The 23,899-nt window shown below is 68.7% G+C and carries 24 protein-coding genes and 1 tRNA gene; 14 read left to right on the top strand and 11 right to left on the bottom strand.

Features of this window, described 5'->3' with window-relative positions:
- Positions 1-140: 140 nt before the first annotated feature.
- Together JMT67_RS11655 and JMT67_RS11650 are read left to right on the top strand one after the other, a co-directional pair.
- Complete coding sequence (locus JMT67_RS11655) at positions 141-800, top strand: peroxiredoxin (protein ID WP_201463550.1); 660 nt, start codon at positions 141-143, stop codon at positions 798-800.
- Positions 797-1,072, top strand: a complete 276-nt coding sequence (locus tag JMT67_RS11650) for an ArsR/SmtB family transcription factor (RefSeq protein ID WP_325100334.1) — start codon at positions 797-799, stop codon at positions 1,070-1,072. The genes JMT67_RS11655 and JMT67_RS11650 overlap by 4 nt, the downstream gene beginning before the upstream one ends.
- Positions 1,073-1,273: 201 nt before the next feature.
- Here the strand turns inward: JMT67_RS11650 and JMT67_RS11645 are convergent, their stop codons facing one another.
- The 3 genes from JMT67_RS11645 to JMT67_RS11635 are packed head-to-tail and all read right to left on the bottom strand — an operon-like array spanning position 1,274 to position 5,885.
- Positions 1,274-4,495, bottom strand: coding sequence for an efflux RND transporter permease subunit (locus JMT67_RS11645; RefSeq protein WP_201463549.1), 3,222 nt, complete (start codon positions 4,493-4,495; stop codon positions 1,274-1,276).
- Positions 4,492-5,517: an efflux RND transporter periplasmic adaptor subunit gene (locus JMT67_RS11640; protein ID WP_201463548.1), complete on the bottom strand. Its 1,026-nt coding sequence runs from the start codon at positions 5,515-5,517 to the stop codon at positions 4,492-4,494. Before JMT67_RS11640 ends, JMT67_RS11645 begins: the two co-directional genes overlap by 4 nt.
- A 29-nt stretch (positions 5,518-5,546) precedes the next feature.
- Positions 5,547-5,885 carry a rhodanese-like domain-containing protein gene (locus JMT67_RS11635; protein WP_191554856.1) on the bottom strand — a complete coding sequence of 113 codons (339 nt, stop codon included), beginning with the start codon at positions 5,883-5,885 and terminating at the stop codon, positions 5,547-5,549.
- Positions 5,886-6,002: 117 nt separating this feature from the next.
- On the opposite strand from JMT67_RS11635, the gene JMT67_RS11630 reads away from it, so the two are divergent.
- The 3 genes from JMT67_RS11630 to JMT67_RS11620 are packed head-to-tail and all read left to right on the top strand — an operon-like array spanning position 6,003 to position 8,770.
- Positions 6,003-7,280, top strand: coding sequence for an NAD(P)/FAD-dependent oxidoreductase (locus JMT67_RS11630; RefSeq protein ID WP_201463547.1), 1,278 nt, complete (start codon positions 6,003-6,005; stop codon positions 7,278-7,280).
- A 27-nt stretch (positions 7,281-7,307) separates the two neighbouring features.
- Positions 7,308-7,511 carry a YgaP family membrane protein gene (locus JMT67_RS11625; protein ID WP_152949331.1) on the top strand — a complete coding sequence of 68 codons (204 nt, stop codon included), beginning with the start codon at positions 7,308-7,310 and terminating at the stop codon, positions 7,509-7,511.
- Positions 7,508-8,770, top strand: a complete 1,263-nt coding sequence (locus JMT67_RS11620) for a TolC family protein (RefSeq protein ID WP_201463546.1) — start codon at positions 7,508-7,510, stop codon at positions 8,768-8,770. Before JMT67_RS11625 ends, JMT67_RS11620 begins: the two co-directional genes overlap by 4 nt.
- A gap of 102 nt (positions 8,771-8,872) precedes the next feature.
- On the opposite strand, the gene JMT67_RS11615 is transcribed toward JMT67_RS11620, so the two are convergent.
- The 3 genes from JMT67_RS11615 to JMT67_RS11605 all read right to left on the bottom strand — a co-directional run bounded on the left by JMT67_RS11615 (position 8,873) and on the right by JMT67_RS11605 (position 10,267).
- Positions 8,873-8,949: transfer RNA gene (locus tag JMT67_RS11615), tRNA-Arg, on the bottom strand.
- Positions 8,950-9,164: 215 nt separating this feature from the next.
- Positions 9,165-9,965 carry an SDR family oxidoreductase gene (locus JMT67_RS11610; RefSeq protein ID WP_054764511.1) on the bottom strand — a complete coding sequence of 267 codons (801 nt, stop codon included), beginning with the start codon at positions 9,963-9,965 and terminating at the stop codon, positions 9,165-9,167.
- Positions 9,962-10,267, bottom strand: coding sequence for a 4a-hydroxytetrahydrobiopterin dehydratase (locus tag JMT67_RS11605; protein WP_152949329.1), 306 nt, complete (start codon positions 10,265-10,267; stop codon positions 9,962-9,964). Before JMT67_RS11605 ends, JMT67_RS11610 begins: the two co-directional genes overlap by 4 nt.
- Before the next feature lie 167 nt (positions 10,268-10,434).
- On the opposite strand from JMT67_RS11605, the gene JMT67_RS11600 reads away from it, so the two are divergent.
- From JMT67_RS11600 to JMT67_RS11585, 4 genes are read left to right on the top strand one after another with little or no spacing between them, the layout of a single operon-like run.
- The gene (locus JMT67_RS11600) at positions 10,435-11,163 is read left to right on the top strand and encodes a Crp/Fnr family transcriptional regulator (protein ID WP_233455869.1); all 729 of its coding nucleotides are present in this window, start codon (positions 10,435-10,437) and stop codon (positions 11,161-11,163) included.
- 40 nt (positions 11,164-11,203) lie between these two features.
- On the top strand, positions 11,204-11,992 hold the full coding sequence (locus JMT67_RS11595) for a class I SAM-dependent methyltransferase (RefSeq protein ID WP_201463545.1): 789 nt from the start codon (positions 11,204-11,206) through the stop codon (positions 11,990-11,992).
- Entirely contained in the window at positions 11,980-13,560 is a 1,581-nt protein-coding gene (gene ubiB / locus JMT67_RS11590) for a 2-polyprenylphenol 6-hydroxylase (protein WP_201463544.1), read from the top strand. Before JMT67_RS11595 ends, ubiB begins: the two co-directional genes overlap by 13 nt.
- 13 nt (positions 13,561-13,573) lie before the next feature.
- Positions 13,574-14,053 carry a hypothetical protein gene (locus JMT67_RS11585; RefSeq protein ID WP_201463543.1) on the top strand — a complete coding sequence of 160 codons (480 nt, stop codon included), beginning with the start codon at positions 13,574-13,576 and terminating at the stop codon, positions 14,051-14,053.
- A 7-nt stretch (positions 14,054-14,060) separates the two neighbouring features.
- Here JMT67_RS11585 and arfB read toward each other — a convergent pair whose 3' ends face one another.
- From arfB to JMT67_RS11570, 3 genes are read right to left on the bottom strand one after another with little or no spacing between them, the layout of a single operon-like run.
- Entirely contained in the window at positions 14,061-14,465 is a 405-nt protein-coding gene (gene arfB, locus JMT67_RS11580) for an alternative ribosome rescue aminoacyl-tRNA hydrolase ArfB (protein ID WP_054764507.1), read from the bottom strand.
- Positions 14,462-14,920, bottom strand: a complete 459-nt coding sequence (locus tag JMT67_RS11575; protein WP_152949325.1) for a YaiI/YqxD family protein — start codon at positions 14,918-14,920, stop codon at positions 14,462-14,464. Before JMT67_RS11575 ends, arfB begins: the two co-directional genes overlap by 4 nt.
- 44 nt (positions 14,921-14,964) lie before the next feature.
- Complete coding sequence (locus JMT67_RS11570; protein ID WP_201463542.1) at positions 14,965-16,323, bottom strand: PAS domain S-box protein; 1,359 nt, start codon at positions 16,321-16,323, stop codon at positions 14,965-14,967.
- A 187-nt stretch (positions 16,324-16,510) separates the two neighbouring features.
- Here JMT67_RS11570 and JMT67_RS11565 point away from each other — a divergent pair, with 187 nt between their 5' ends.
- Complete coding sequence (locus JMT67_RS11565) at positions 16,511-17,920, top strand: coniferyl aldehyde dehydrogenase (RefSeq protein ID WP_201463541.1); 1,410 nt, start codon at positions 16,511-16,513, stop codon at positions 17,918-17,920.
- A 61-nt stretch (positions 17,921-17,981) separates the two neighbouring features.
- Here JMT67_RS11565 and JMT67_RS11560 read toward each other — a convergent pair whose 3' ends face one another.
- Together JMT67_RS11560 and JMT67_RS11555 are read right to left on the bottom strand one after the other, a co-directional pair.
- Positions 17,982-19,322, bottom strand: coding sequence for an amidohydrolase family protein (locus JMT67_RS11560; RefSeq protein ID WP_201463540.1), 1,341 nt, complete (start codon positions 19,320-19,322; stop codon positions 17,982-17,984).
- The gene (locus tag JMT67_RS11555; RefSeq protein WP_201463539.1) at positions 19,322-20,791 is read right to left on the bottom strand and encodes an amidohydrolase; all 1,470 of its coding nucleotides are present in this window, start codon (positions 20,789-20,791) and stop codon (positions 19,322-19,324) included. The genes JMT67_RS11560 and JMT67_RS11555 overlap by 1 nt, the downstream gene beginning before the upstream one ends.
- Positions 20,792-20,984: 193 nt before the next feature.
- Between JMT67_RS11555 and trxA the strand changes: the two genes are divergently transcribed.
- From trxA to gshB, 4 genes are all read left to right on the top strand, one after another.
- Positions 20,985-21,890, top strand: coding sequence for a thioredoxin (gene trxA / locus JMT67_RS11550; protein ID WP_182714352.1), 906 nt, complete (start codon positions 20,985-20,987; stop codon positions 21,888-21,890).
- Between the two features lie 13 nt (positions 21,891-21,903).
- Positions 21,904-22,560 carry an LON peptidase substrate-binding domain-containing protein gene (locus JMT67_RS11545; RefSeq protein WP_054764500.1) on the top strand — a complete coding sequence of 219 codons (657 nt, stop codon included), beginning with the start codon at positions 21,904-21,906 and terminating at the stop codon, positions 22,558-22,560.
- Between the two features lie 80 nt (positions 22,561-22,640).
- Positions 22,641-22,835, top strand: coding sequence for a Trm112 family protein (locus JMT67_RS11540; RefSeq protein ID WP_054764499.1), 195 nt, complete (start codon positions 22,641-22,643; stop codon positions 22,833-22,835).
- An 88-nt stretch (positions 22,836-22,923) separates the two neighbouring features.
- Positions 22,924-23,880 (top strand): glutathione synthase, encoded by a 957-nt coding sequence (gene gshB / locus JMT67_RS11535; RefSeq protein WP_201463538.1) that lies wholly within the window; start codon positions 22,924-22,926, stop codon positions 23,878-23,880.
- Positions 23,881-23,899: the final 19 nt, after the last annotated feature.

Below are 23,899 nucleotides of genomic sequence, written 5' to 3'. Positions count from 1 at the left end.
CAGCCGCGTTCGGCCGAGGTCTTGGGTTCGGAAACGGCGCAGGCCGCTGTTCGACAGGCGCCATATTGATACCTTTATAGTTGATGAAACTATGTATTGCAGGGTGGCGAGAGGGGCTGGAAATCGCTAGCGTAGGGGCCATGAATTCGACAGAAATCGCCCCCTCCTCCAGCGCCGAAGCCCTGCGCCCCCTTCGCATCAATGATCCGGCGCCGGACTTTATCGCGCGCACGACCCAGGGGGAAAAACGGCTCAGCGACTACCGGGGGCGCTGGCTGGTGCTGTTTTCTCATCCGGCCGATTTCACCCCGGTCTGCACAAGCGAGTTCATCGCCCTGGCCAAGCAGGCGGATGCGTTTGAGGCCCTGGGCTGCGACCTGATGGCCCTGTCGGTGGACAGTCTGTATTCCCACCTGGCCTGGCTGAAGGACATCTATCGCCGCTTCGGCGTCAAGGTGGCCTTTCCGATCATCGAAGATCCTTCCATGGCCATCGGTCACGCCTTCGGCATGGTGGATGCGGGCTCCAGCGACAGCGCCACGGTGAGGGCGAGCTTCGTCATCGATCCGGACGGAATCGTGCGGGCGGTCAGCTGGTATCCGATGAACATCGGCCGTTCGGTCGATGAACTGCTGCGGCTGGTGACGGCGCTGCAGACCGCCGACCGCGAACAGGCGTCGACCCCGGCGGGATGGTCCCCGGGCGAGCCCCTGCTGGAGCCGGCCGCCACCACCCTGGACGCGGCCCTTGCCGACGGCGAGGGCGAGACGCCCTGGTATTATCGCGAGCGCAGCGCATGAGCGACGACTCGATCGCCGCCATGGAGCGGCTGAAGGACAAGGCCCCCCAGGCCGCCGAACTGTTGCGTCAGCTGGCCAACGCCAATCGGCTGTTGATCCTCTGCCATATCGCGGCCGAGGAACGATCGGTCGGACAGCTCGAGACGGATCTGGGCATCAGACAGCCGGCTCTGTCGCAGCAGTTGGCCGAGCTGCGCCAGTACGGCCTGGTGAAGACCCGGCGGCAGTCGCGATCTACTATTCCATCGCCGATGATCGAGCCCAGGCGGTGATGGACATGTTGTACGACATCTTCTGCGGCGACGGACAGCCGGCTTCCACGCGCGCCAAGGCCCCCCGCGTGGAAACGCCGGCGCGTCCACGCGGGGATGCGGCCCAGTTCGCCCGCGTAGCGCCCGTTCTCCGCCGCTAGAGAATGATCCACGCTTCAATCTGAGCGGCCCCTCTGCGTCCCCGCCGCTCGCAGCACGGCGTCATCGGGTCGCCGGTTTTCCGTCATCCCGCAACACGACATAGATGGCGGGAATGACCAGGACGGTCAGCAGGGTCGAGGAGGCCAGGCCGAACAGCAGCGAGATCGCCAGACCCTGGAAGATCGGGTCCGTCAGGATCACAGCCGCCCCGATCATGGCCGCCAGGGCGGTCAGCAGGATCGGCTTGAACCGGATGGCGCCCGCCTCGATCAGCACGTCGCGCAAGGGTTTGTCGGGCGAAGCCGTGTGCCGGATGAAGTCCACCAGCAGGATCGAATTGCGCACGATGATGCCGGCCAGGGCGATGAAGCCGATCATCGAGGTGGCCGTGAACGGCGCGCCGAACAGCATGTGGCCGATGACGATGCCGATCAAGGTCAGGGGGATGGGGGTCAGGATGACCAGGGGCAGTCTGAAACTGCGGAACTGGGCCACGACCAGCACATAGATGCCCAGCAGGGCGACCATGAAGGCGGCGCCCATGTCGCGGAAGGTGACCCAGGTGATCTCCCACTCGCCGTCCCACAGCAGCGAGGGGACGGACTCGTCCTCCGGCTGGCCGTTGAGACGGATCGCCGGCTTTTGCAGGCCCAGGGCGTCCCAGTCGTGGGCCTGAATGGCGCGATTCACCGCCTGCATGCCGTAGACGGGCGCCTCGTACTGGCCCGCCAGTTCGGCGGTCACCATGTCGACCGGTCGTCCGTCGCGGCGGAAGACGGCGTAGCTGCCGGTCTCGCGCCGGCTGTCCACGACCTCGCCCAGTTCGATCAGGCGCGGACCGGCGGGACCGGCCGTCACGGCGACCGGCGTCGTGGCCAGGGTGCGGCTCCAGCTGCGCGCCGACTGGGGCAGGGCGACGGTGATCGGCAGGGGGGCGCGACCGTCCCCGCGCGGGGCGTAACCGACCGTGGAGCCGCCCAGGATCGCGCCTATGGAATCCTGCAACTCGCGTTCGGACAGGCCGTAATAGTCCATACGGTCCCGGATGGGGATCAGCCGCAGCCGCGGCCGTTCCTGGCCGAAGCTGTTGTCGACGTCGACGACATAGGGAACGGAACGGAAGAGCTTCTCGACCTCCAGGGCGGTCTTGCGACGGGTCTCGGCATCGGGTCCGTAGATCTCCGCCAGCAGCGTCGCCAGGACGGGCGGTCCGGGCGGCGTCTCCACCACCTTGATCGAGGCCCCGGCGGGCAGGGACAGGGCCTTCAGCCGGGCGCGCAGATCCAGGGCGACGGCATGGCTGGACCGGCTGCGCGCGTCCTTGGGCAGGAGGGAGATCATCAGATCGCCCATCTCGGGCCGGTCGCGCAGGAAATAGTGCCGCACCAGGCCGTTGAAGTTGAACGGCGCCGAGGCGCCGGCATAGACCTCCATGGCCTCGGCCTCCGGCAGGGCGCGGATCTGGGCCGCAGCCTCGTCCAGGGTGCGGGCGGTGGCTTCCAGGCTGGTCCCTTCGGGCATGTCGACCACCACCTGGATCTCCGACTTGTTGTCGAAGGGCAGCAGCTTCACCGTCACCGCCTTGAAATAGAACATCGAACAGGCCAGCAGGGTGGCCACGCCGACCCCGATCAGGAAGTTGCGGGCCGAGGCGCGCGTGCCGATCACGCGATGGGCCACGCGCGCGTACAGCCGCCCCAGCTTGCCGCCGCCCTCTTCATGGGCGTGATCGGGCCCGCCGTGGGCCAGGGTCTTTCGCGCGAACCGGATCATCAGCCAGGGCGCGATCACCACGGCGACGAAGAAGGAGAAGATCATCGCCGCCGAGGCGTTGACCGGGATCGGCGCCATATAGGGGCCCATCAGCCCCGAAACGAACAGCATGGGCAGCAGGGCCGCCACCACGGTCAGGGTCGCCACGACGGTGGGGTTGCCGACCTCCGCCACCGCCTCGACAGCCGCCTCCGTTCGGCTGCGGCCGTCGCGCATCCCCCAGTGACGGGCGATGTTCTCGATCATGACGATGGCGTCGTCGACCAGTATGCCGATGGAGAAGATCAGGGCGAACAGGCTGACGCGATTGATCGTATAGCCCATGACATAGGAGGCGAAGAGGGTCAGCAGGATGGTGGTGGGAATGACCACGGCGGTGACGGCGGCCTCGCGCCAGCCGATGGCGAAGCCGATCAGCACCACGATCGAAACGGTCGCCAGGGCCAGGTGGAACAGCAGTTCGTTGGCCTTTTCGTTCGCCGTCTCGCCGTAGTCGCGGCTGACGGCGACCTCGACCCCCTCGGGGATCAGCTTGCCTTTCAGGTTTTCGACGCGCTGACGCACGGCCTCGGACACCACCACCGCATTGGCGCCAGCGCGTTTGGCGATGGCGAGGCTGACGGCGGGCGCGCCGGCCCACTGACCGTCATGTCGGGCCCAGCGCCAGACGCGAGCCTGGTCTTCGCGGGGTCCCTGGGCCACGTCTGCGACGTCGCGCAGATAGACCGGCGCGCCGGTGACGGATCGGACGGTCAGCAGCCCGACCTCCTGGGCCGAGGCCAGGGTGCGGCCGGAGGTGACGGCGACGGCCTGACCGTCCTCGCGGATATTGCCGACGGGGAAGCTGCGGTTGGCCTGGGACGCCGCCTCCATCACCTGGCCCAGGGGCACGCCGTACAGGTTGAGCTTGGCCGGATCGGGGGCGATGCGGATCTCGTCAGGTCGGCCGCCGGTGATGAAGGTCAGGCCCACGTCGTCGACCTTGGCGATCTCGGTGCGCAGCTTGTGCGCCAGGTCATAGAGGGCCTGATCGGTCCACTGGCCCGCCGCGCCCGGCTTGGGCGTGAGGGTCAGGACGATGGCCGGCACGTCGTCGATGCCGCGCACCGTCACCTTGGGATCGGGGACGCCCACGGGAATCCGGTCCTGGTTGGCGCGGAGCTTTTCTTCGATCCGTATGGCGGCGTCCTCGGGGTTTGATCCCACCAGGAAGCGCGCCGTCACCAGCACCCCGTTGTCTTCGGCCTGGGTGTAGACGTGCTCGACCCCGTTCACGCTCTTGACGATGGTCTCGAGCGGAATCCCGATCAGTTCGACGGCGTCGGCGGCCGCCAGGCCGGGCGCCGCCACCTGGATGTCGACCATGGGCACGCTGATCTGCGGCTCCTCCTCGCGCGGGATCGAGAACAGGGCCAGGAGGCCGACGGCTATGGCCGCCAGCAGGAACAGCGGCGTCAGAGGCGAGGCGATGGTGAAGCGCGTCAGGCGCCCGGACAGGCCCAGTTTCATCCCTGCGTCCTCGTCGCGACCAGCCGGTCGCCGGCTCTGACGCCGCTCAGGATTTCAAGCGTGTCGGGATCGTCCGTCGGCGCGGTCTGGACCGGAACGGCGCTGCGTTTGCGGTCAGGAGAGACGACCTCGACATAATCCAGGCCATAGCGGGTCGTGACAAAGCGGCGGGGCACGGTCAGGGCCTGCCTTTGACCGATCTCGATCGAGGCGGCGACGCGACGACCGACCAGTTCGGTGGTCAGGCCCGGAACGGCGGCGTCGACCTGAACCCGCCCGCCGACGACGGCGGGATAGACCTGGGTCACCTGTCCCTGGCGCGCTTCGGCCGGAAGATCATCGGCCGCCAGCAGGACGCGGGCGCCGGGCTTGACCTGACCGGCGAGGGATTCGGGCAGTTCAAGACGCAGGACGGGCGGGCCGGCGGTGATGGTCGCGATGGACATGCCGGGGCTGACCGCCGACCCCGCCGTAACCTCGACCTTCAGCACGCGCCCGGCGGCCGGCGCCAGGATCGCCCCCTGCCCCGCCATACTGGCGCTGGCGCCCCGTTGCGCGCGAGCGGCGGCGGCCTGGGCGTCGGCGGCGCGGGCGGCGGCGACGGCCTGGTCCAGACGCGCCCTGGCGTAGATATTGTGGTCGTACAGATCCTGAATCCGCGTCAGGTCGGCGCGGGCGCGGGTCGCCTCGGCCTCGGCGGCGGCGACCTGGGCGTCATAGGCCCGAGTCTCGAAGCCGATCCGGTCATCGACGACCCGGCCGATCTGCTGGCCCCTACTGACCCTATCCCCTTCACGCACCGACAGGACGACGAGGAGGCCGGGGATGCGCGCCCGGGCTTGCGACTGGTCGCGGGTAGTGATCTCGCCCGCCACCGTCTTGGTGTCGGCAAGGGCGTTCGACGTCAGAACGAGCTGCTCGCCGGCAGGCGCGGTTCGGGCGGGCGTCGTCCTGTTCTCTTCCGAGCCGCCGCAGGCGGACAGGGTCAGGGCGACCGCAGCCATGAGGGTCCACTTCTTCATCGCCGTCGTCCTTCCGTCTTTCTCGCCGATCAACCGCGCTCGACCGGGAGGCCCGCCGACTTCCAGGCGCCCAGGCCGCCGGCCAGATGGGTGTCGATCGCGGCCTGAGCCTCGGCGCAGCGGTCCAGCGCCATGCCGGATCGCTTTCCGCCGGCGCACTGGAGGATGACGGTCTTTCCGTCCGCCGCAGGCAGGCGGGCCGGATCGAACGAGGAGAGGGGCAGGTTGACGGCGCCGGCGATGTGTTCGGCTGCGAACTCTCCCGGCTCGCGCACATCGATCACCAGCGCCTCGCCTTGATCGAGCAGGGCCTTCAGCTCGGCCGGGCCGATCTCGCGATGCTTTGCGCTTTTTCCAAATCCGAACATTCCAATCTCCCGAGGTCCGCAGGCAGCAGCCTTATACTTTTATGATTGTATATATCATGTAATCATTATATCCAGTCAAGCGCATAAGGGTGATGGAAACGCCTGCTGGAGGAAGACATGGCCAAACCCAGGATTGTGATCATCGGGGCGGGGTTGGGCGGAACGATCGCCGCCTATGAGATCAAGGCGGCGCTCAAGGGGCGCGCCGACGTCCTTATGATCGCCGAGTCTGAGACATATTCGTTCGTCCCTTCAAACCCTTGGGTCGCCGTCCGGTGGCGGGAGCCCGAAGCAATCCAGGTTCATCTGCCGCCGATCTTCGCCCGCAAGAAGATCGGCTTCACCGCCATCGGCGCGAAACGGCTTCACGCCTCGGAGAAGCGGGTCGAGCTCAATGACGGCGAGAGCGTTGATTACGATTATCTTGTAATTGCGACAGGGCCGGATCTGGCCTTCGATGAGATCGAGGGGCTCGGTCCAGGCGGTTATACGGCCTCGGTCTGTCAGACGGCTCACGCCTCCCACGCCGCGACCCTGTTCGACGCCTATCTGGAGAACCCCGGCCCGATCGTGGTCGGGGCGGTCCAGGGCGCCTCCTGCTACGGCCCCGCCTACGAATTCGCCCTGATCCTGGACACCGAGCTGCGGAGGCGAAAGATCCGGGACCGGGCGCCGATAACCTTCGTCACCGCCGAACCCTATATCGGCCATCTGGGCCTGGACGGGGTGGGGGACACCAAGTCGCTGCTGGAAAGCAAGCTGCGTGATCGACACATCAAATGGATCACCAACGCACGCGTCGCCAAGGTCGAGCCCGGCCTGATGCATGTGGAGGAGGTGGCCGAGGACGGGGCCGTCGCCAAGACCCACCAGCTCCCCTTCGGCTATTCGATGATGCTGCCGGCGTTCCGCGGCGTGCCGGCTGTCCGCGACATCCCCGGACTGACCAATCCGCGGGGCTTCATCCTGGTCGATGAGCACCAGCGCAACCCAGCCTTTCCGGAAATCTTCGCCTTGGGCGTCTGCGTCGCCATCGCCCCCACCGGTCCGACGCCTGTGCCGGTGGGGGCGCCCAAGACCGGCTTCATGATCGAGAGCATGGTGACGGCGGTGGCCGCCAATCTGGCCGCCCTCGTCGCCGGCGAGACGCCGGCTGCGGAGGCGACCTGGAACGCCGTCTGTCTGGCGGATTTCGGCGACGGCGGCGTCGCCTTCGTCGCCCAGCCGCAGATTCCGCCCCGCAACGTCAACTGGGCCGCCAGCGGCAAATGGGTCCATCTGGCCAAGGTGGGCTTCGAAAAATACTTCCTGCGCAAGGTGCGCAAGGGCGAGAGCGAACCCTCCTACGAGCGGCTGGCGATGCACATCATGGGCATCCGCAAGCTTCGCATGTGACCCTTCCTCTAGATCTGGAGCCTACCGATGAACCTCGATCGCGCCGTCATGATCTTCGCCGGATGCGTCGTGCTGGCGGGCGTGGGCCTGTCCTACGCCGTCCATCCGTGGTGGATCGCCCTGACCGTCTTCGCGGGGTTGAACATGATCCAGGCCGGGTTCACGGGCTTCTGTCCGGCGGCCATGGTCTTCAAGGCCATCGGCCTGCGCCCCGGGAACGCCTTCCGATGAGCCTGAGACGCGCCGCCCCCTGGGCCTTGGCCCTAATCCTCGCTTCGCCGGGTCTGGCCCAGGCGACGACGCTGGAGGAGGCGATCGCCGCCGCCCTCGCCCACGCGCCCGAGATCGCCGCCGCCGAGGCCGAGGCCGAGGCCGCGGAAGGCCGGTTGCAGCAGGCCCGCTCGGCGCGCGCCCCCTCCCTCAGCCTCAACGGCACGGTCGGCCAGGGCTGGCTTGATCCGAAGGCCTTCTTCGGCCTGGACGCGGCGGACGTCACGCCTCGGGCGGCCCAGCTGACGCTGGAACAGCCCCTGTTCACCGGCGGGCGTGCGGCGGCGGGAATCGCTCGGGCCCGCGCCGACATGGCCGCAGCCGAGGCCGGCGGCGAGGCCGTTCAAGGCCAGGTCGTCACGGCGGTGGTTCAGGCCTATGGCGACATGCTCGCGGCCGATGAAGTGCTGAGGCTGTATCGCGCGCTGGCGGCCCAGATGACGGAAATCGAGCGACAGGCGCGCGAGCGCTTCCGGGCGGGAGAAACCCCGAGCACGGACGTCGCCCAGGCCGCGTCGCGCGCCGCCGAGGCCCGCGCCGATCTGGCCCGGGCGGAGGGAATGCAGGTGTCCGCCCGCGCCCGTTATCGCAATCTGACCGGCCTGGAGCCGGTGGATCTGCAGCCGATTCCGCCCAATCCGCCCCTGCCCGCCTCCCTTGAGGACGCGATGGCGACTGCGCTCGGCGCCAGTCCCGCCCTGCGGCGGGCGCAGGCCGATGTCGAGGCGGCCGAGGCCGGCGCCCGCGCCGCGCGCGGCGAACGCCGGCCCACCGTCAGCGCCTTCGTCGAGGCGGGATCGGTTCGGGATCAGTTTTTCCCCGACTATCGCGCCGACAGCGCGACCGTGGGGATCCGTGGACGCTGGACCCTGTCCAGCGGCGGCCTGACGTCGGGCAGGATCGCCGAGACTGCCGCCGATGTCCGCGCCGCCCTTGCCCGCCTGCGCGCCGCCCGCATGGGCCTGGAGGAACAGGTTCTCTCCGCCTGGCAGGACATCCACACCGCCGAACTGGTGGCCCAGGCCTCCGACGAACAGAGCACGGCCGCAGACCAGGCCCTGACCAGCGTCCGGCACGAGGTCCGCGTCGGTCTGAAGCCGCAGATCGACCTGCTGAACGCCGAACGCGAAGCCACGGCCGCCGCCGCCGCCGCCGCCCAGGCCAGGACCGCCCGGATCGTCGCCGCCTATCGGCTGAGGGTCCTGATCGGATCGGCTTGAGGTCAGAGGTGATCCGCTTCCCAGACCGAGCTTGCCCGGACCTTCGGCACGCGACGAGGGCGTCAAGCCGCCGCTGGCGGAGTTCTCGATTTTAAACCGAAGTGGCGCACCCGACACGATTCGAACGTGTGACCTTTGCCTTCGGAGGGCAACGCTCTATCCAGCTGAGCTACGGGTGCGTGGTCGGCGAGAAGGCCGGAAGAGGCCGCTTACAGCAAGCGGCGGGCGGCCTCAATCCCCGAATACGCGCAAGGCGGTCGGATGGCGGTTTTCCAACCGCCGCGCCGGGCGCCAACGGCCTCAAGACGCGGGACGCGCGATAGGTCCCTAAGCCTGGGCCTCAAGCAGCGCGAAGCGCGGTAGGCCCCAAAGAAAGCAATAGGGCGCCTGCGCCCTATTGCGCGGTCATGCCGCCGTCGATCTTGAATTCGGACCCTGTGACGAACCTGGATTCGTCGGAGGCGAGATAGAGGACGCAGTACGCCACGTCGTCCGGGTCGCCGATCCGCTTCAGGGGAATGCCGCGGGTCAGGCGTTCGTGGGCCTTGGCCTCGTCGCCGCCGGCCATGGCGATGAAGGGATCCAGGATCGGGGTCTTGATGAAGACCGGGTGGACAGAGTTGCAGCGCACGTTCCAGTCGGCCTTGGCCGCCTCGAGCGCCAGGGTCTTGGTGTACATCCAGACGGCGGCCTTGGTGGCGTTATAGGCGCCCATGCCGGGGGCGGCGACCAGGCCGGCGATCGACGAGATGTTGATGATCGAGGCCGGTGCGGCGGCGCGCAGGTGCGGCATGGCGTATTTGGCGCCCAGCATGATCGAGCGCAGATTGATCTCGTACTGACGTTGCCAGTTGTCGACCGTGTCCTGTTCGACGAAGGCCAGGGGGCCGCCGACGCCGGCGTTGTTGACCAGGACCGACAGGCCGCCGAGGTCGGCCACGGCGGCGGCGATCACCTGTTCCCACTGGGCTTCGTCGGCCACGTCGTGGGCGTAGGCGAAGGCGGCGCCGGGGATTTCGGCGTTGATGCGGGCGGCCAGGGCGGCGGCGCGGTCGCCGTCGATGTCGGTCAGGGCCAGGCGGGCGCCCTCGCGGGCCATCATGAAGGCCATGGCCTCGCCCAGGCCGCCGGCGGCGCCGGTGATCAGGACGGTCTTGCCGGCGACGCGGCCGGGGCGGGCGTGGGGAGCGCTCACGAGTTCGCCCCCGTTTCGGCGGCGGCGCGATCGATGAACCGGGCCAGGGCGACGTCCTTGTCCGTCACCCCGTCGGCGTCATGGGTGGTCAGCAGCACCTCGACGCGGTCGTAGACGTTCGACCATTCCGGATGATGGTCCATCTTGTCGGCCATCAGGGCGACGCGGGTCATGAAGCCGAAGGCGGCGTTGAAATCGGCGAACCTGAGTGAGCGCGCGATCGCGGGGCGGTCGCCGTCGTCGGCGCGCCAGGCGGGCAAGGTTTCGAGCGCTTTCGCGACCTCGATGCGGACGTCGGTCATGGGGCTTCCTCTTTTTTCCAAGGCGTAAGGCGTTCGGGAGAGCGCCGCAAGCATACAGGCGACGCCGCAACATGACCCCCGAAAGGGTCGCGGAACGCGGGATGAAGCTTGGGCGTTGGGCGTGGACGAAAAGCGTTGCTGCTGACGTCGGATGTAGAGGAAAGAGGATGATGGACAATCTGTGGATCGCCGCCCTCGATCCGTCGGACCGCGAGCGGATCGAACCCCATCTGGAGGAACGCCAGGTCGCGCGTGGCCAGATGCTGTACGACGCCGGCGAGGCGGTCGATCAGGTCTGGTTCCCGATCAAGGGGGTGGTGTCGTTGATGACCGTCCTGCCTGACGACAAGACGGTGGAGACGGCCGCCATCGGCCGCGAGGGCCTGGTCGGGGTGACCTGCGGCCCGTTCAACGCCCGGGCCGCCAGCCGCGCCATATCCCAGGGCGACGGCGTCGCCGCCTGCTGCTCGGCCGAGGTGTTCGGCGCGGCGCTGGACGCCAGCGAAACCCTGCGCCAGGCCCTGTCGCGCTTCACCGAAGGCCTGATGGCCCAGGTGCAGCAGGTCGCCGCCTGCAACGCCCAGCACCGGCTGGACGAGCGGCTGGCGCGCTGGCTGCTGACCCTGCACGACCGGGCCGAGGACGACCGGATCGACCTGACCCAGGCCGACATCGCCGGCATGCTGGGCGTGCGGCGCGCCACCGTATCCGAAGTGGGCACGGTGCTGGAGGACAGGAAGCTGATCCAGCGCGGCCGCGGCTGGGTGCGGGTGCGGGACCGCGACGGTCTGGAGGCGGCGTCCTGCGGCTGCTACGGCCTGATGCGCCAGGTGATGAAGGATCTGGCCCTGCCCCAGCCGGAAGCCGGGCCTGAAGCCGGATCCGAGGCGGCCTGATCGCGTGACGGGCGGCTCGTGACGCGCTAGACCCCCGATTATGACCGACGCCTCCTCCCACGGCCCGCATTCGTCGGGCGACCGTTCCTCCTTCGGTTTCCGCGACGTCGACGCGCGCGAAAAGGTGAAGATGGTGCGCGGGGTCTTCGACTCCGTCGCCTCGAACTACGATGTGATGAACGACCTGATGAGCGTCGGCGTCCATCGGGTGTGGAAGGACATCGCCGCCGCCAAGCTGAACCCGCGCCCCGGCGAGACCATCCTGGACGTGGCCGGCGGCACCGGCGACATGGCGCGGCGCTATTCCAAGATGGCGCGCGCGGCCCAGGAGCGTCGCGGCGGGGCGGACGCCTCGGTCATCGTGCTGGACTATAACGTCGAGATGATCCTGGCGGGCGTGGCCAAGGGCGGCGAGCCGGAGATGAGCTGGTCGGTCGGGGACGCGATGAACCTGCCCCTGCCGGACGCATCGGTCGACGCCTATTCGATCAGTTTCGGCATCCGCAACGTGGCCCATATCGACAAGGCCCTGGCCGAGGCGCGGCGGGTGCTGAAACCCGGCGGGCGGTTCCTGTGCCTGGAGTTCTCGCGCCCCACGGCGGGGCCGGTGCGCAAGCTCTATGACGCCTGGTCCTTCCACGCCATTCCGCGCATCGGCGGCTGGGTGGCCAAGGATCGCGACAGCTATCAGTATCTGGTCGAGAGCATCCGCCGCTTCCCCGACCAGGCGGCCTTCAAGGCCCTGATCGAGGACGCCGGCTTCAAGCGGGTGTCGGTGACCAATCTGTCGGGCGGGATCGCCGCCATCCACCACGGGTGGGCGATCTGACCGGCCGGATCTATCGCACGGCTCCGCCGCCGCCCGCCGCCGTGGCGGTGCGCAACCCCGTGGCCGCCTTCCTGCGCCTGGTCGGCTGGCTGTGGGTGCTGGCGCGCCACGACGCCCTGATCCCGCGCGAGGTCACCCCCCTTCTGCCGGTCTGGACCCGGCCCTTCGCCCGGTTCGTGCAGATGCTGTCGGGCCGTGACGGGCGCGAGGGTCGGCCGGGCCAGAGGCTGGGCAAGGCCTTCGAGCATCTGGGGCCGGTGGCGATCAAACTGGGCCAGGTCCTGGCCACGCGGGCCGACATCTTCGGCATCCAGTTCGCCCGCGACCTGGGCCGGCTGAAGGACGCCCTGCCGCCCTTTTCGCTGGAAGAGGCGCGGCGCGAGATCGAGAAATCCCTGGGTCGCTCGGTCGAGAGCCTGTTCATCGACCTGAGCCCGCCGGTCGCCGCCGCCTCCCTGGCCCAGGCGCACCGGGCGACCTTGGCGGACGGTCGGGCCGTGGCGGTCAAGGTGCTGCGGCCGGGGGTCGAGCGGCGCGTCGCCGACGGTCTGGACGCCATGCGGCTGGGCGCCGCCCTGGTGTACCGATTGGTTCCCCTGTCGCGCCGGCTGGAGCCCCAGGCCTTCGTCGAGACCATCGCCAATTCGCTGGAGCTGGAGCTGGACATGCGGCTGGAGGCGGCGGCGGCCAGCGAAATGGCCGACGTCCTGGCCAAGGACGGCTATATGTCCGCCCCAGCCGTCGTCTGGGACGGGGTCGGCAAGCGGGTGTTGACCCTGGAATGGGCGCCAGGTCTGCCCATGACCGACCCGACCCTGGCCGAGCTGCCGGGGCTGGACACCGACCTCCTGGCTGACAATGTGGTGCGCGCCTTCCTCGTTCAGGCCCTGGATCACGGAGTTTTCCACGCTGACCTGCACGAGGGCAATCTGTTCGCCAGCGCCCCGGCCCATCTGACGGCCATCGACTTCGGCATCGTCGGGCGGCTGGGTCCGGCCGAGCGACGCTATCTGGCCGAGATCCTGTGGGGCTTCATCAGCCGGGATTACGACCGGATCGCCCGGGTCCATTTCGAGGCCGGCTATGTGCCGCCGCACCATTCGGTCGAGACCTTCGCCCAGGCCCTGCGCGCCGTGGGCGAGCCGGTGATCGGCCGCGCCGCCAGCCAGGTGTCGATGGGCCGACTGCTGGGCCAGCTGTTCGAGATCACCGCCCTGTTCGACATGCGGCTGAGGCCCGAACTGATCCTGCTGCAGAAGACCATGGTCTCGGTCGAGGGGGTGGCCCGCCGGCTTCAGCCCGACCACGACCTGTGGAAGGCCGCCCAGCCGGCGGTCGAACGCTGGATCCGCCGCGAACTGGGGCCCCAGGCCCAGGCGCGCGACGCCCTGAACGAGGTGATCGCGGCGGCGCGGGCCCTTTCGCGCCTGATCCAGGATCCGCCCGCCCCGACGGCGATGGTCATCGAAAAGCCGAGAACTCCGGCTTGGGTCGCGGCTTCATTGACGGTCGCGGTCGTCGCGGCCCTGACGGCCCTGGGCCTTTCGCTCTGGCCCTATCTGCACTGACCGGAGCCTTCGCATGAAGACCATCCTGATCGTGGCCCTGGCATTGACCGCTGTCGCCGCGCCGCACGCCGCCCTCAGCCAGGTCGCGGCCGGCGCCGTGGCCAACACCTTCGACGGCGCAGCCCCGGCGGCCCAGGTCCCCCCCGTTCAAACGCCCACCCAGGCCCAAGCCGAACCTCAGACCCCAGCCCAGGCGCCCGACATCGCTCGTGCGGAAGACGCGCTGCGCAACGTCATCGCCTCGGCCCAAGGCGCCGGTTTCAACTACGCCGTCTTCACCCCCGACCTGGGCGGGCGCATGCGCCAGCTGGCGCCCCAGCTGATCCCCCTGATCAAGAGCTTCGGGGAGGTCCGCTCCGTCGATTTCGTGGCGGCCGAAGGCGACGCCCAGTTGTTCCGCATTACTTTCGACAACAAGGTGACCGAATGGATGATCCTGTTCGATCCCGAAGATCGGATCGCGGGCCTGCGTTTCCGCCCGGTCGAAGAGTGATCCGAGCCTAGTCGAGCGACGGTCGGCCCCGCCCCGACTTGATCGAGGCGCGGCTGGTCTTGGCCTTCAGCCGGCGCTCCTTCGACGCCCTGGTGGGCCGGGTCGGGACGCGGAAGACCGGCTTGATCGAGGCCTCGTCCACCAGGGCCTGCAGCCGTTGGATCGCATCGGCGCGGTTGCGCTCCTGGGTGCGGAAACGGACGGCGTTGATCAGGATCACCCCGTCGAGCGTCAGCCGACTGCCGGCCAGCTTCATCAGCCGCGCCTTGACCGGTTCGGTCAGGCTGGAGGAGTTCTTCACGTCGAACCGCATCTGGACGGCGGTCGAGACCTTGTTGACGTTCTGCCCGCCGGGGCCGCCGGCGCGATAGAAGCGGAACTCCAGCTCCTCCTCGGGAATGACGGTGCTCATGGAGCGGCCTTGCGCGCCTTGACCACGGCCTGGTCCAGGGCCTGGAGGAAGCGCGACCGGTCGGCGGCCGAGAAGGGCGGCGGGCCGGAGGTGGCCACCCCCATCGACCGCAGATGCTCGCCCACCATCCGCCCGGCCAGGGCCGAGCCGATGGAGTCCGGGGTGAAGGCCTGGCCGTTCGATTTCAGCGCCTGGGCCCCGGCCTTCAGGCAGCGGTCGGCCAGGGGAATGTCGGCCGTGATCACCACATCGCCCACACCCGCCCGTTCGGCGATCCAGTCGTCGGCCACGTCGGGGCCTGCGTCCACCACCACCTGTTCGATCAGGGCCTCGCGCGGCACCTGCATCCAGCCGTTGGAGACCACATAGGTCTTCAGCCCATAGCGCCGCGCCACGCGATAGACCTCCTCCTTCACCGGGCAGGCGTCGGCGTCGATGTAGAGGGCGGTCGGCATGGGCCTGACCTAGCGCGGACGGGGGTGGGGCGCCACACCCTCCCTCATGCGACCGGCGACGGGGGCTCCAGAGGGAAGACGATCTCCACCTCCAATCCTTCACTCGCCCAGTTGCGGCTCAAGGCGCCGCCCAGTTGCCGGGCCATATTGGTTTGCAGCGAAGAGCCGAAACCTTGGCGCGTCGGCGCACTGACAGGCGGGCCGCCAACCTCGCGCCATCTCAGGGTCGCCTGACCGTCCTTGATCGCCCAGTCCACGCAGATGCGACCGCCGCTGCGGCTGCAGGCTCCATATTTGCTGGCGTTGGTGGCGAGCTCATGCAGCAGCATGCTGAGGGGCTGCACCTGTTCGGGGGACAGATCGACCGGCGGCCCCTCGACCTCCACCGCCTCTTTCGGACACAGGGCGTCCAGTTCTTCCCAGACGACGTCCTCCAGCCGCCCGCCCTCCCAGCGCCGGCTGGCCAGGGAGGTCTGGGCGCGGGCCAGGGCGCCGATCCGCCCAGCCAGGATCGACTTGTAGTTTTCCAATTCGTCGGCGCGGGTCAGGCGCACCAGGGACTGGACGATGGCCAGAAGATTGCGCGCCCGGTGGTCCACCTCGTGCATCAAGAGGTTGCGGACCTCGGCGTTGCGCTTCTCCTCGCTGATGTCGCGCGCCTCGATCACGGTCCCGATCACCTGGGCGCCCTCGCCATGGATGGGGCTGGCGATGAAGGCGACGGGATAGAAGCCGCCGTCCTTGTGGACGAAGACCTCCTCCCCCTGGACGCCGGCCCGCTCGGGGAAGGCGCGGTCGATGGCGCATTCGGACAGGGGGAAGTGGGATCCGTCCGGACGGGTGTGGTGGATGACGTCGTGCAGCGGTCGCCCGGTGGTCTCCTCGAAGGCGTAGCCGGTCAGTTTTTCCGCCGCCCGGTTCATGAAGACGCAGTGCTGCCGGTCGTCCATCAGGAAGACCGCCATGGTCGTATTGTCCAGGATGACGTCCAGCCGCTGGGCTGTGTCGCGCAGCCGCTGCTCCACCTGCCGGTATTGGGTCGTGTCCTGGATGGCGGCGTAGAAGACCGGGTCGTCGCCGTCGTCGAACAGCTGGAGCTTGACGGAGACGTCGTATTCGGACCCGTCCTTGCGCCGATGGACGGTGTCGAAGTCGAGCCGATCGACTTCGCCGGCGAGGAGCGGCCGGATCAGAGCCAGGAAGTCGTCGCGACGGATGCGGGGCTTCAGATCCCAGGGCGTCAGGCGGGACAGTTCGTCCGCGCTGTAGCCCAGATTATCCCGGGCGCCCTTGTTGACCAGCCGAAAATAGAAGTCCTCGACGCCGAAGACATAGACCTCGCTCGCGGCCCCCTCAACGATCCGCCCCAGGCGCTCGCTGGTCACCGCGATGGATTTGGTCATGCCCCGCGCCTGCCTCCGATGGTTCGACGAACCTAGATAAGCCGCCTCTCTCTGGCAATGATTTTGATTATGCGGGGAAAATCAGCATCGGCCCGGAGAGGCGCCCTCAAGCGGAGCTTGACCCCGGCCGGACCCGGTCTGAGAAGCGGGGGCCGGCGGCGGTCGTCCGGCGCGAAGGATCGACCAGATGACCCAGGCTCAGCTCTCGGACCGGTTCCGGCTTCAGCACGCAGCCTCGCGGGCGGAGGGGGCTGCGTCGGCCCAGGAGCGGCGCGGGCGGCTGGAGACGCTGAAGGCCCTGGTGCTGGAGCGGCGCGAGGCCTTTGCGCGGGCCATAGATGCGGATTTCGGGGCGCGGTCGGCGATGGAGACGGGGCTGCTGGAGGTCACGCCCCTGATCCGCAGCCTGGACCATGCGCGCGCCCGTCTGGGGCGGTGGATGCGCGACGAGCGGCGTCCGGTGGACCTGATGTTCCAGCCGTCGCGGGCCTGGATCCGGCATGAGCCCCTGGGCGTGGTCGGGGTGATTGCGCCGTGGAACTATCCCCTGCTGCTGGCGCTCGGGCCGACGGTGGACGCCCTGGCGGCGGGCAATCGGGTGATGATCAAGCCGTCCGAGCTGACCCCCGCCTTCGGCGCCCTGCTGGAAGCCGCCGTGGCCGAACGGTTCGATCCGGCGGTGCTGACCGTGGTCAACGGCGGCGTCGATACAGCCCAGGCCTTTTCGCGCCTGGCCTTCGACCATCTGGTCTTCACCGGTTCGACCCGGGTGGGGCGCGAGGTGATGCGGGCGGCGGCGGAAAACCTGACGCCGGTGACGCTGGAGCTGGGCGGCAAGTCGCCGGCCGTGGTGGCGCCCGACTATCCGCTGGACAAGGCGGCGCGGTCGATCGCCTTCGGCAAGTTCCTGAACGCGGGCCAGACCTGTATCGCCCCCGACTACGCCCTGGTCCCGGCCGGTCAGGTCCGGGCCTTCGCCGAGGCGGTGCTGGATCAGGCGCAGCGGGCCTATCCGACCCTTCAGGACAATCCCGACTACAGCGGGGTGATCAGCGAACGCCACCGGGTCCGGCTGCGCGAGGCGGTGGCGGCGGCGAAGGCGGCGGGGGCCGAGGTGCTGGAGCACCCGGATGCGGGCGACGGGAACAACGGCAAGATCGCCCCGACCCTGGTGCTGAACCCGCCGACCGACGGCCTGCTGATGCAGGAGGAGATCTTCGGCCCGGTCCTGCCGGTGATCGGCTATGACAGCCTGGATGAAGCCCTGGCCTTCGTGGCCGCCCGGCCCCGGCCCCTGGCCCTGTACGGCTTCACCAACCAGGCGCGGACGCGGGATCGGATTCTGGGTTCCGGCCTGTCGGGCGGCGTGACCCTGAACGGGACCATGCTCCATATCGCCCAGAACGACCTGCCGTTCGGCGGGGTCGGCCCCAGCGGCCTGGGCGCCTATCACGGGCCTCAGGGCTTCAAGCGCTTCAGCCATGCGCGGGCGGTCTATGACGTGGGGCCGGTGAACGCCTTTGAACGGCTGGGGCCGCCGTGGGACGGGGCGGCGGGCCGGCTGGCGCGCGCGGCCCTGCGGTTTCTGGCCCGCTAGGCCAAAACGAAAAAGGGCGGAACCCTGCGATCCCACCCTTCCGTTCAGACCTGAAAGGCCGTCAGTTGCGATAGGCCGGCGGCATCGGCGTCTGTTGACGATAACGGTCGCGCAGCAGCAGGGCGCGGCTGGTCAAGGGTTGCTCGACCCCGTCGATGAAGACGGACGAAGGCTGGCTGAGCGGCTCCAGCGGGTCGCCGGACCAGACCACGACGTCGGCGGCGGCGCCCGGCGCGATCTGGCCGAACTGTCCGGCCATGCCGAAGATCTTGGCCGGATTGACCGTCAGGGCGGCGATGGCGGCGCCGTAAGGCAGGCCGTGCGAGACGGCGTTGCCGGCGTTGTAGCGGGCCTCGCGGGCGCGGTGGGTCGAACCCTCGTTGCCCTTGATGGCGATGACGACGCCGGCCGCGTTCAGGGCCGCCGCATTCTCCATCCGCGCCGCCCGCATCTCGAAGTCGGCGGGCAGGTTGGAGATGGGGTTCAGCAAGACGGGCACGCCGGCCGAAGCGATCTCGCCGGCGACCAGCCAGCCTTCCTCGGCGCCGTCCAGGATCAACTTGATCCCTTCCTCGCGCGCCAGACGCAGCACCTGCTGGATGTCGGACGCCCGGTGGACGGTGACGATCAGGGGCATGGAGCCGTTGGCGACCGGGATCAGGGCCTCCAGGTCGGCGCGCGACAGGCTGAGGTCGCGCAGGCCCGCCCGCTCATAGGCCGATTTGTTGCGGGCGTAGAGACGGACCTCGGCCATCGTCTCCTTGAACAGGACGAACTGGGCGCCGCGCGCGCCGCCGGCGATGTCGGCCCCGGCCTCGCCGAAGGGGGCGACCATGGCCACGCGCGGCTTGACCAGGATGTTGGCGTCCTGACCCAGGTCGATGACCGCCGCCTGGCCCGCGAACAGGCCGGGCGTCTGATAGCCGCCGTCGCCGGCGCCGGCCGTCTCGTCCTCATGGACATGGCCGCCGGACGAACCGGGGTGCTGGGGCACGACCACGGCGCGGGTGATGCCGCCCAGACGCGCCACCGGCAGGGTGAAGGACCAGGGGTCCAGGCCGTAGGAGATGTCGAAGGCCGCGCTGAGGGTGTTGGACGCATTACGCAGCTCGTTGGTGCCGCCGACGGCGCCGACCTCGGTCCCGGCCAGGCCGGAATCGACGGCGACGAAGCCGGGGGCGACCGTCTTGCCGGTCGCGTCGATGACGCGGGCGCCGGCGGGGGCGGCGGCCGTTCCGACCGAGACGATCTTGCCGTCGCGGATCACCACCGTGCCGCGTTCGATGACGGAGGTTCCGGTCAGAACCCGGCCGCCCGTGATCGCCACGGTGTCCTGGGCGACTGCAGGCGCGGCGACAGACAGGGCGGCCACTGCGGCCGCAAGGATGTGAGGCAGACGCATCAGCGGGCTCCTTCGGCGACGTTGGCGGCGGTCAGGCCATAGCCGGGCTGGCCCAGCTCGAAATCGCTGGTCGGCTGATAGGCGGGGTCAGTCCGGTCGAAGGTCAGGGCGCCGTCGATGAAGACCTGATCCGCGCGGGCGTAGATCGAGAAGGGATCGGCGCTCCAGATCACCACGTCGGCGCGCTTGCCGGGCTCCAGCGAGCCGGTCTGGTCGGCGACGCCGATGGCCTTGGCGGCGTTGGAGGTGATCCAGCTGATGGCGTGTTCTTCCGAAATGTTCAGCCCGGCGCGGCGACCGGCCGACAGGGCGGCGGCGGCTTCCTGGTTCAACCGTTGAGTCAGTTCGGCGTCGTCGGAATGGATGACGGCGCAGGAGCCTTCGGGCGCGTCCACCAGGGCGGCGTTCTCCTCGATGGCGTCGAGCGCCTCCATCTTGAAGCCCCACCAGCCGGTCCACATGGCGGCGCAGATGCCGTTCTGGGCCAGTTGGGGGGCCAGCTTATAGGCCTCGGTGGCGTGGTGGAAGGTGGTGATGCGGTAGCCGAACTCCTTGGCCATATCCATCATCAGCGCCATTTCGTCGGCGCGGTAGCAGTGGTTCTGGATCAGGATCGAGCCGTCCAGCACCCCGGCCAGGGTCTCGTTCTGCAGGTTACGGGTCGGGGGCGAACCCTCGTGATCCGCCTGCCACTTGTCCCACTTGGCCTTGTATTCGCGCGCGGCGATGAAGGCGGCGCGATAGCCGGCCATATTGCCCATGCCGGTCGCCGGGCTCTGGTTGCGGCCGCCATAGACCCGCGACGGGTTCTCGCCGCAAGCCATCTTGAGCGTATAGGGGGCTTGCGGAAACTTCATGCCCTGCATGGTGATGGAGGGCGTATTGCGGATGGTGACGCCCCGGCCGCCGAACAGATTGGCCGAGCCGGGCAGGATGTGGAGCGTGGTCACCCCGCCGGCGCGGGCGGTGTTGAAGCCCGGATCCTGGGGCCAAAGCGAATGTTCGGCCCAGACCTGGGCGGTGTTCGGGCTGGTCGCCTCATTGCCGTCGCTCATGCCCTGGACCCCGGGGGACGGATAGACGCCCAGGTGGCTGTGGACGTCGATGATCCCCGGCGTGACATAGCGGCCGCGCGCCTCGATCAGCCGATAGCCCGCAGGGACGGGGGTCGAGGCGTCGCCGACGGCGGCGATCTTGCCATCAGTGACCACGACCACGCCGTTTTCGATCTTGCGGTCCGTCCCGGTCAGGACCGTAGCCCCGACCACGGCGAAATTCTCGCGCGGCAACGGTTGATAGGTCGAAGGATAGGGGTCCGACCTCGTCGCCGGGTCCAGCCCGGCCGCCAGGCTCCTGTCCTTGGCCGGGGCGGTCCCGCCCTGGTCTGGCTCCGTCGTGGCGCAGGCCGACAGGCCCAAGGCGCACGCCAAGGCCGCGAGGCCGACGCCCCGCAGATGATGTCTGATCATCAGATCCCTCTCCCGACGACACGCCAGCCCCGGCGTGTCTTGCAGCTGTCATAGAAGGGGCTCGCCGCCCGGCCGTCAAAAGATTTCGACGTTCTTTCTCGATCGCGCCATGCTCGCACGGCCGGGGGAGTTGTGTTGGGCCGGTAAGGCGACCATCTGGGGTTCTAAGGCTCTTCGATACACGGACTTCCCCATGACCTTCGCCGACCCGACCCTGGACCCGCGCCCATCCGGCGACCTGATCAAGGAAGGCACGGACGCCTCCTTCATGAAGGACGTGATCGAGGCGTCGAAGACCCAGCCGGTGATCGTCGACTTCTGGGCCACCTGGTGCGGCCCCTGCCGGACCCTGGGCCCGGCGCTTGAGAAGGCGGTGCGCGCCGCCAAGGGGGCGGTCAAGATGGTCAAGATCGACGTCGACGCCAACCCGGCCTATGCGGGCCAGCTGCGCGTGCAATCGATCCCGACCGTCTACGCCTTCGTCAACGGCCAGCCGGTGGACGGCTTCCAGGGCGCCATTCCCGAAAGCCAGATCAAGGCCTTCATCGACAAGCTGACCGGCGGCCAGGGCGGCTCCGCCGAGACGGCCCAGCTGCTGGAGCTGGGCGAAGAATCGCTGGGCCTGAACGACTTCGGCGGGGCGGCCCAGGCCTTCGCCCACGTCCTGTCGATCGAGCCGGAGAACGAAAAGGCCATCGCCGGCCTGGCGCGCGTCTATATGGCGGGCGGCGACGTCGAACAGGCGGCCCAGACCATCGCCATGGCGCCGGCCGAGTCCAAGGAACCGGCGGTTCAGAGCGTGCGGGCCCAGCTGGCCCTGGCGGCCAAGGCGCCCGCCGGCGCATCGGCCGAGCTGGAAGCCAAGGTCGCGGCCGATCCGAACGATCATCAGGCGCGCTTCGATCTGGCCGAAGCCCAGAGCGCGGCCGGCGACTTCAAGGGGGCGATCGACAATCTTCTGTCCATCGTCCAGGCCGATCGCGAATGGAACGATCAGGCCGCGCGCAAACAGCTTCTGGTCATCTTCGAGGCGGCCGGCCTGGGGTCGGACGTCTCCAAGGACGGGCGCCGCCGCCTGTCCTCCATCCTCTTCTCCTAGGGCGGACACCTCCATGCCCCAGGGCTATGTGCGCGCTTTGGACCTGCCCCAGGTCATTCCGGTGTTTCCGCTGGGCGGCGCCATCCTGTTGCCGCGCGGACAGCTGCCGCTGAACATCTTCGAGCCGCGCTATCTGAACATGGTGGACGACGCCATGGCGGGCGACCGGATCATCGGCCTGATTCAGCCCAAGGGCGGGACGCCGGCCCTGCCCGGCCTGTCTTCGGTCGGCTGCGCCGGACGGATCACCGGCTTCGCCGAGACGTCGGACGGGCGCTATCTGATCACCCTGACGGGCGTGTCGCGGTTCCGCGTCGCGGCCGAACTGCCGACCAAGACGCCGTATCGACAGGTGCGGGCGGCGTTCGACGCCTATGAGGACGATCTGGCGCCCCCGCCCGAGGAGCCGGATTTCGACCGCCACGCCTTTCTGGACGCCTTGCGGGACTACATGGCTCACCGCGCCCTGGAAATCGACTGGGACACGGCCGAGACCGCGCCTATGGAGGCCCTGGTCAACAGCCTGGCCATGGCCCTGCCGTTCGAACCCGCCGAAAAACAGGCCCTGCTGGAGTCGATGAGCCTGATGTCGCGCGCCGAGGCCCTGACCGCCCTGTTGCGGATCGACGCCGCCGACGGGGGCGACGACGCCGCATCGTCGATCCAATAAGGCCCGCCCATATGGCGCAAAGCGCGCCGTGACCCTAAACAGCCTTTCCGACCTGGTTTTCGCAGACGACAGGAGCCCTCATGAGCGACGCCTTCCAGACGCCGGTTTCCGTCGACCCTCGCCTGCTAGAGGTGCTGGTCTGTCCGGTGACGCGGGGCCGCCTGACCTATGACCGCGAGGCCGGGGAGCTGATCTCGCCGGGCGCCAAACTGGCCTATCCGATCCGGGAAGGCGTGCCGATCATGCTGGCCGAAGAAGCCAGGCCGCTGGACTGAACCGCAACAGACGAAGACGAACCCTCGGCTCGGGCGCCTCGCGCCGATCGGGCCCAAGCAGCGCAAGGCGCGATAGGCCCCAGACACCATGACCCTCAAAGTCGCCATCCAGATGGACCCGATCGAGGCCGTCAATATTGAGTCCGACACCACCTTTCTGATGGCGGAAACGGCCCAGGCGCGCGGGCACCGGCTGTGGGTCTATGATTTCCGCACCTTGGCCCTTGAGGAGGGGCGGCTCTACTGCCGCGCCCGTCCGGTCGCCGTTCGTCGCAAGGCCGGCGATCATGTCGATTTCGGCGACCCCGTTCGGCTGGATCTGGGACAGGACGTCGATGTGGTTCTGATGCGTCAGGACCCGCCGTTCGACATGGCCTATGTGACGGCCACCTATCTCCTGGAAACGATCCACCCTTCGACCCTGGTGGTCAACGATCCGGCCGAGGTGCGTTCGGCGCCGGAGAAGCTGCTCGTGACACGCTTCCCCGACCTGACCCCGCCGACCCTGATCAGTTCCGACCCCGTCCAGCTGGGCGACTTCCACCGGCGCCACGGCGAGGTGGTGCTGAAGCCCCTGCATGGGGCCGCAGGCTCGGGCGTGGTCCGGCTGAAGGCGGATGATCCCAATCTGGATGCTCTGATCGAAATCCACGCCATGGGATCGCGCGATCCTCTGGTGATCCAGAAATTCATTCCCGCCGTGTCCAAGGGCGACAAGCGGATTCTGCTGGTGGACGGCGAGCCGGTGGGCGCCATCAACCGAATTCCCGCCAAGGACCAGGTCCGGTCCAACCTGCGGGTCGGAGGCACGGCCGCGCCGGTCGAGCTGACGCCGCGCGATCTCGAAATCTGCGCCGCCATTGGTCCGACCCTGAAGGAACGCGGCCTGATCTTCGTCGGCATAGACGTGATCGGCGACTGGCTGACCGAGATCAACGTCACCTCTCCCACGGGGGCCCAGCAGCTGAAGACCTTCACCGGCGTCGACGCCACGGCGCGGATGTGGGAGGTCATAGAAGCGAAACGCGCCGCACAGGTTGCGTAATCGCTACTTGAATTAGAGC

Source organism: Brevundimonas aurantiaca, assembly GCF_904830995.1.
Lineage (GTDB): Bacteria > Pseudomonadota > Alphaproteobacteria > Caulobacterales > Caulobacteraceae > Brevundimonas > Brevundimonas aurantiaca.
The sequence above is the reverse complement of the archived record's forward strand: the minus strand, read 5'-3'. Positions and strand labels throughout refer to the sequence as shown.

Coding starts and splice junctions, on each gene's coding strand:
- JMT67_RS11655 (WP_201463550.1), top strand. CDS start 141: ATGAATTCGACAGAAATCGCCCCCTCCTCCAGCGCCGAAGCCCTGCGC.
- JMT67_RS11650 (WP_325100334.1), top strand. CDS start 797: ATGAGCGACGACTCGATCGCCGCCATGGAGCGGCTGAAGGACAAGGCC.
- JMT67_RS11645 (WP_201463549.1), bottom strand. CDS start 4,495: ATGAAACTGGGCCTGTCCGGGCGCCTGACGCGCTTCACCATCGCCTCG.
- JMT67_RS11640 (WP_201463548.1), bottom strand. CDS start 5,517: ATGAAGAAGTGGACCCTCATGGCTGCGGTCGCCCTGACCCTGTCCGCC.
- JMT67_RS11635 (WP_191554856.1), bottom strand. CDS start 5,885: ATGTTCGGATTTGGAAAAAGCGCAAAGCATCGCGAGATCGGCCCGGCC.
- JMT67_RS11630 (WP_201463547.1), top strand. CDS start 6,003: ATGGCCAAACCCAGGATTGTGATCATCGGGGCGGGGTTGGGCGGAACG.
- JMT67_RS11625 (WP_152949331.1), top strand. CDS start 7,308: ATGAACCTCGATCGCGCCGTCATGATCTTCGCCGGATGCGTCGTGCTG.
- JMT67_RS11620 (WP_201463546.1), top strand. CDS start 7,508: ATGAGCCTGAGACGCGCCGCCCCCTGGGCCTTGGCCCTAATCCTCGCT.
- JMT67_RS11605 (WP_152949329.1), bottom strand. CDS start 10,267: ATGACCGACGTCCGCATCGAGGTCGCGAAAGCGCTCGAAACCTTGCCC.
- JMT67_RS11600 (WP_233455869.1), top strand. CDS start 10,435: ATGATGGACAATCTGTGGATCGCCGCCCTCGATCCGTCGGACCGCGAG.
- JMT67_RS11595 (WP_201463545.1), top strand. CDS start 11,204: ATGACCGACGCCTCCTCCCACGGCCCGCATTCGTCGGGCGACCGTTCC.
- JMT67_RS11585 (WP_201463543.1), top strand. CDS start 13,574: ATGAAGACCATCCTGATCGTGGCCCTGGCATTGACCGCTGTCGCCGCG.
- arfB (WP_054764507.1), bottom strand. CDS start 14,465: ATGAGCACCGTCATTCCCGAGGAGGAGCTGGAGTTCCGCTTCTATCGC.
- JMT67_RS11575 (WP_152949325.1), bottom strand. CDS start 14,920: ATGCCGACCGCCCTCTACATCGACGCCGACGCCTGCCCGGTGAAGGAG.
- JMT67_RS11570 (WP_201463542.1), bottom strand. CDS start 16,323: ATGACCAAATCCATCGCGGTGACCAGCGAGCGCCTGGGGCGGATCGTT.
- JMT67_RS11565 (WP_201463541.1), top strand. CDS start 16,511: ATGACCCAGGCTCAGCTCTCGGACCGGTTCCGGCTTCAGCACGCAGCC.
- JMT67_RS11560 (WP_201463540.1), bottom strand. CDS start 19,322: ATGCGTCTGCCTCACATCCTTGCGGCCGCAGTGGCCGCCCTGTCTGTC.
- JMT67_RS11555 (WP_201463539.1), bottom strand. CDS start 20,791: ATGATCAGACATCATCTGCGGGGCGTCGGCCTCGCGGCCTTGGCGTGC.
- trxA (WP_182714352.1), top strand. CDS start 20,985: ATGACCTTCGCCGACCCGACCCTGGACCCGCGCCCATCCGGCGACCTG.
- JMT67_RS11545 (WP_054764500.1), top strand. CDS start 21,904: ATGCCCCAGGGCTATGTGCGCGCTTTGGACCTGCCCCAGGTCATTCCG.
- JMT67_RS11540 (WP_054764499.1), top strand. CDS start 22,641: ATGAGCGACGCCTTCCAGACGCCGGTTTCCGTCGACCCTCGCCTGCTA.
- gshB (WP_201463538.1), top strand. CDS start 22,924: ATGACCCTCAAAGTCGCCATCCAGATGGACCCGATCGAGGCCGTCAAT.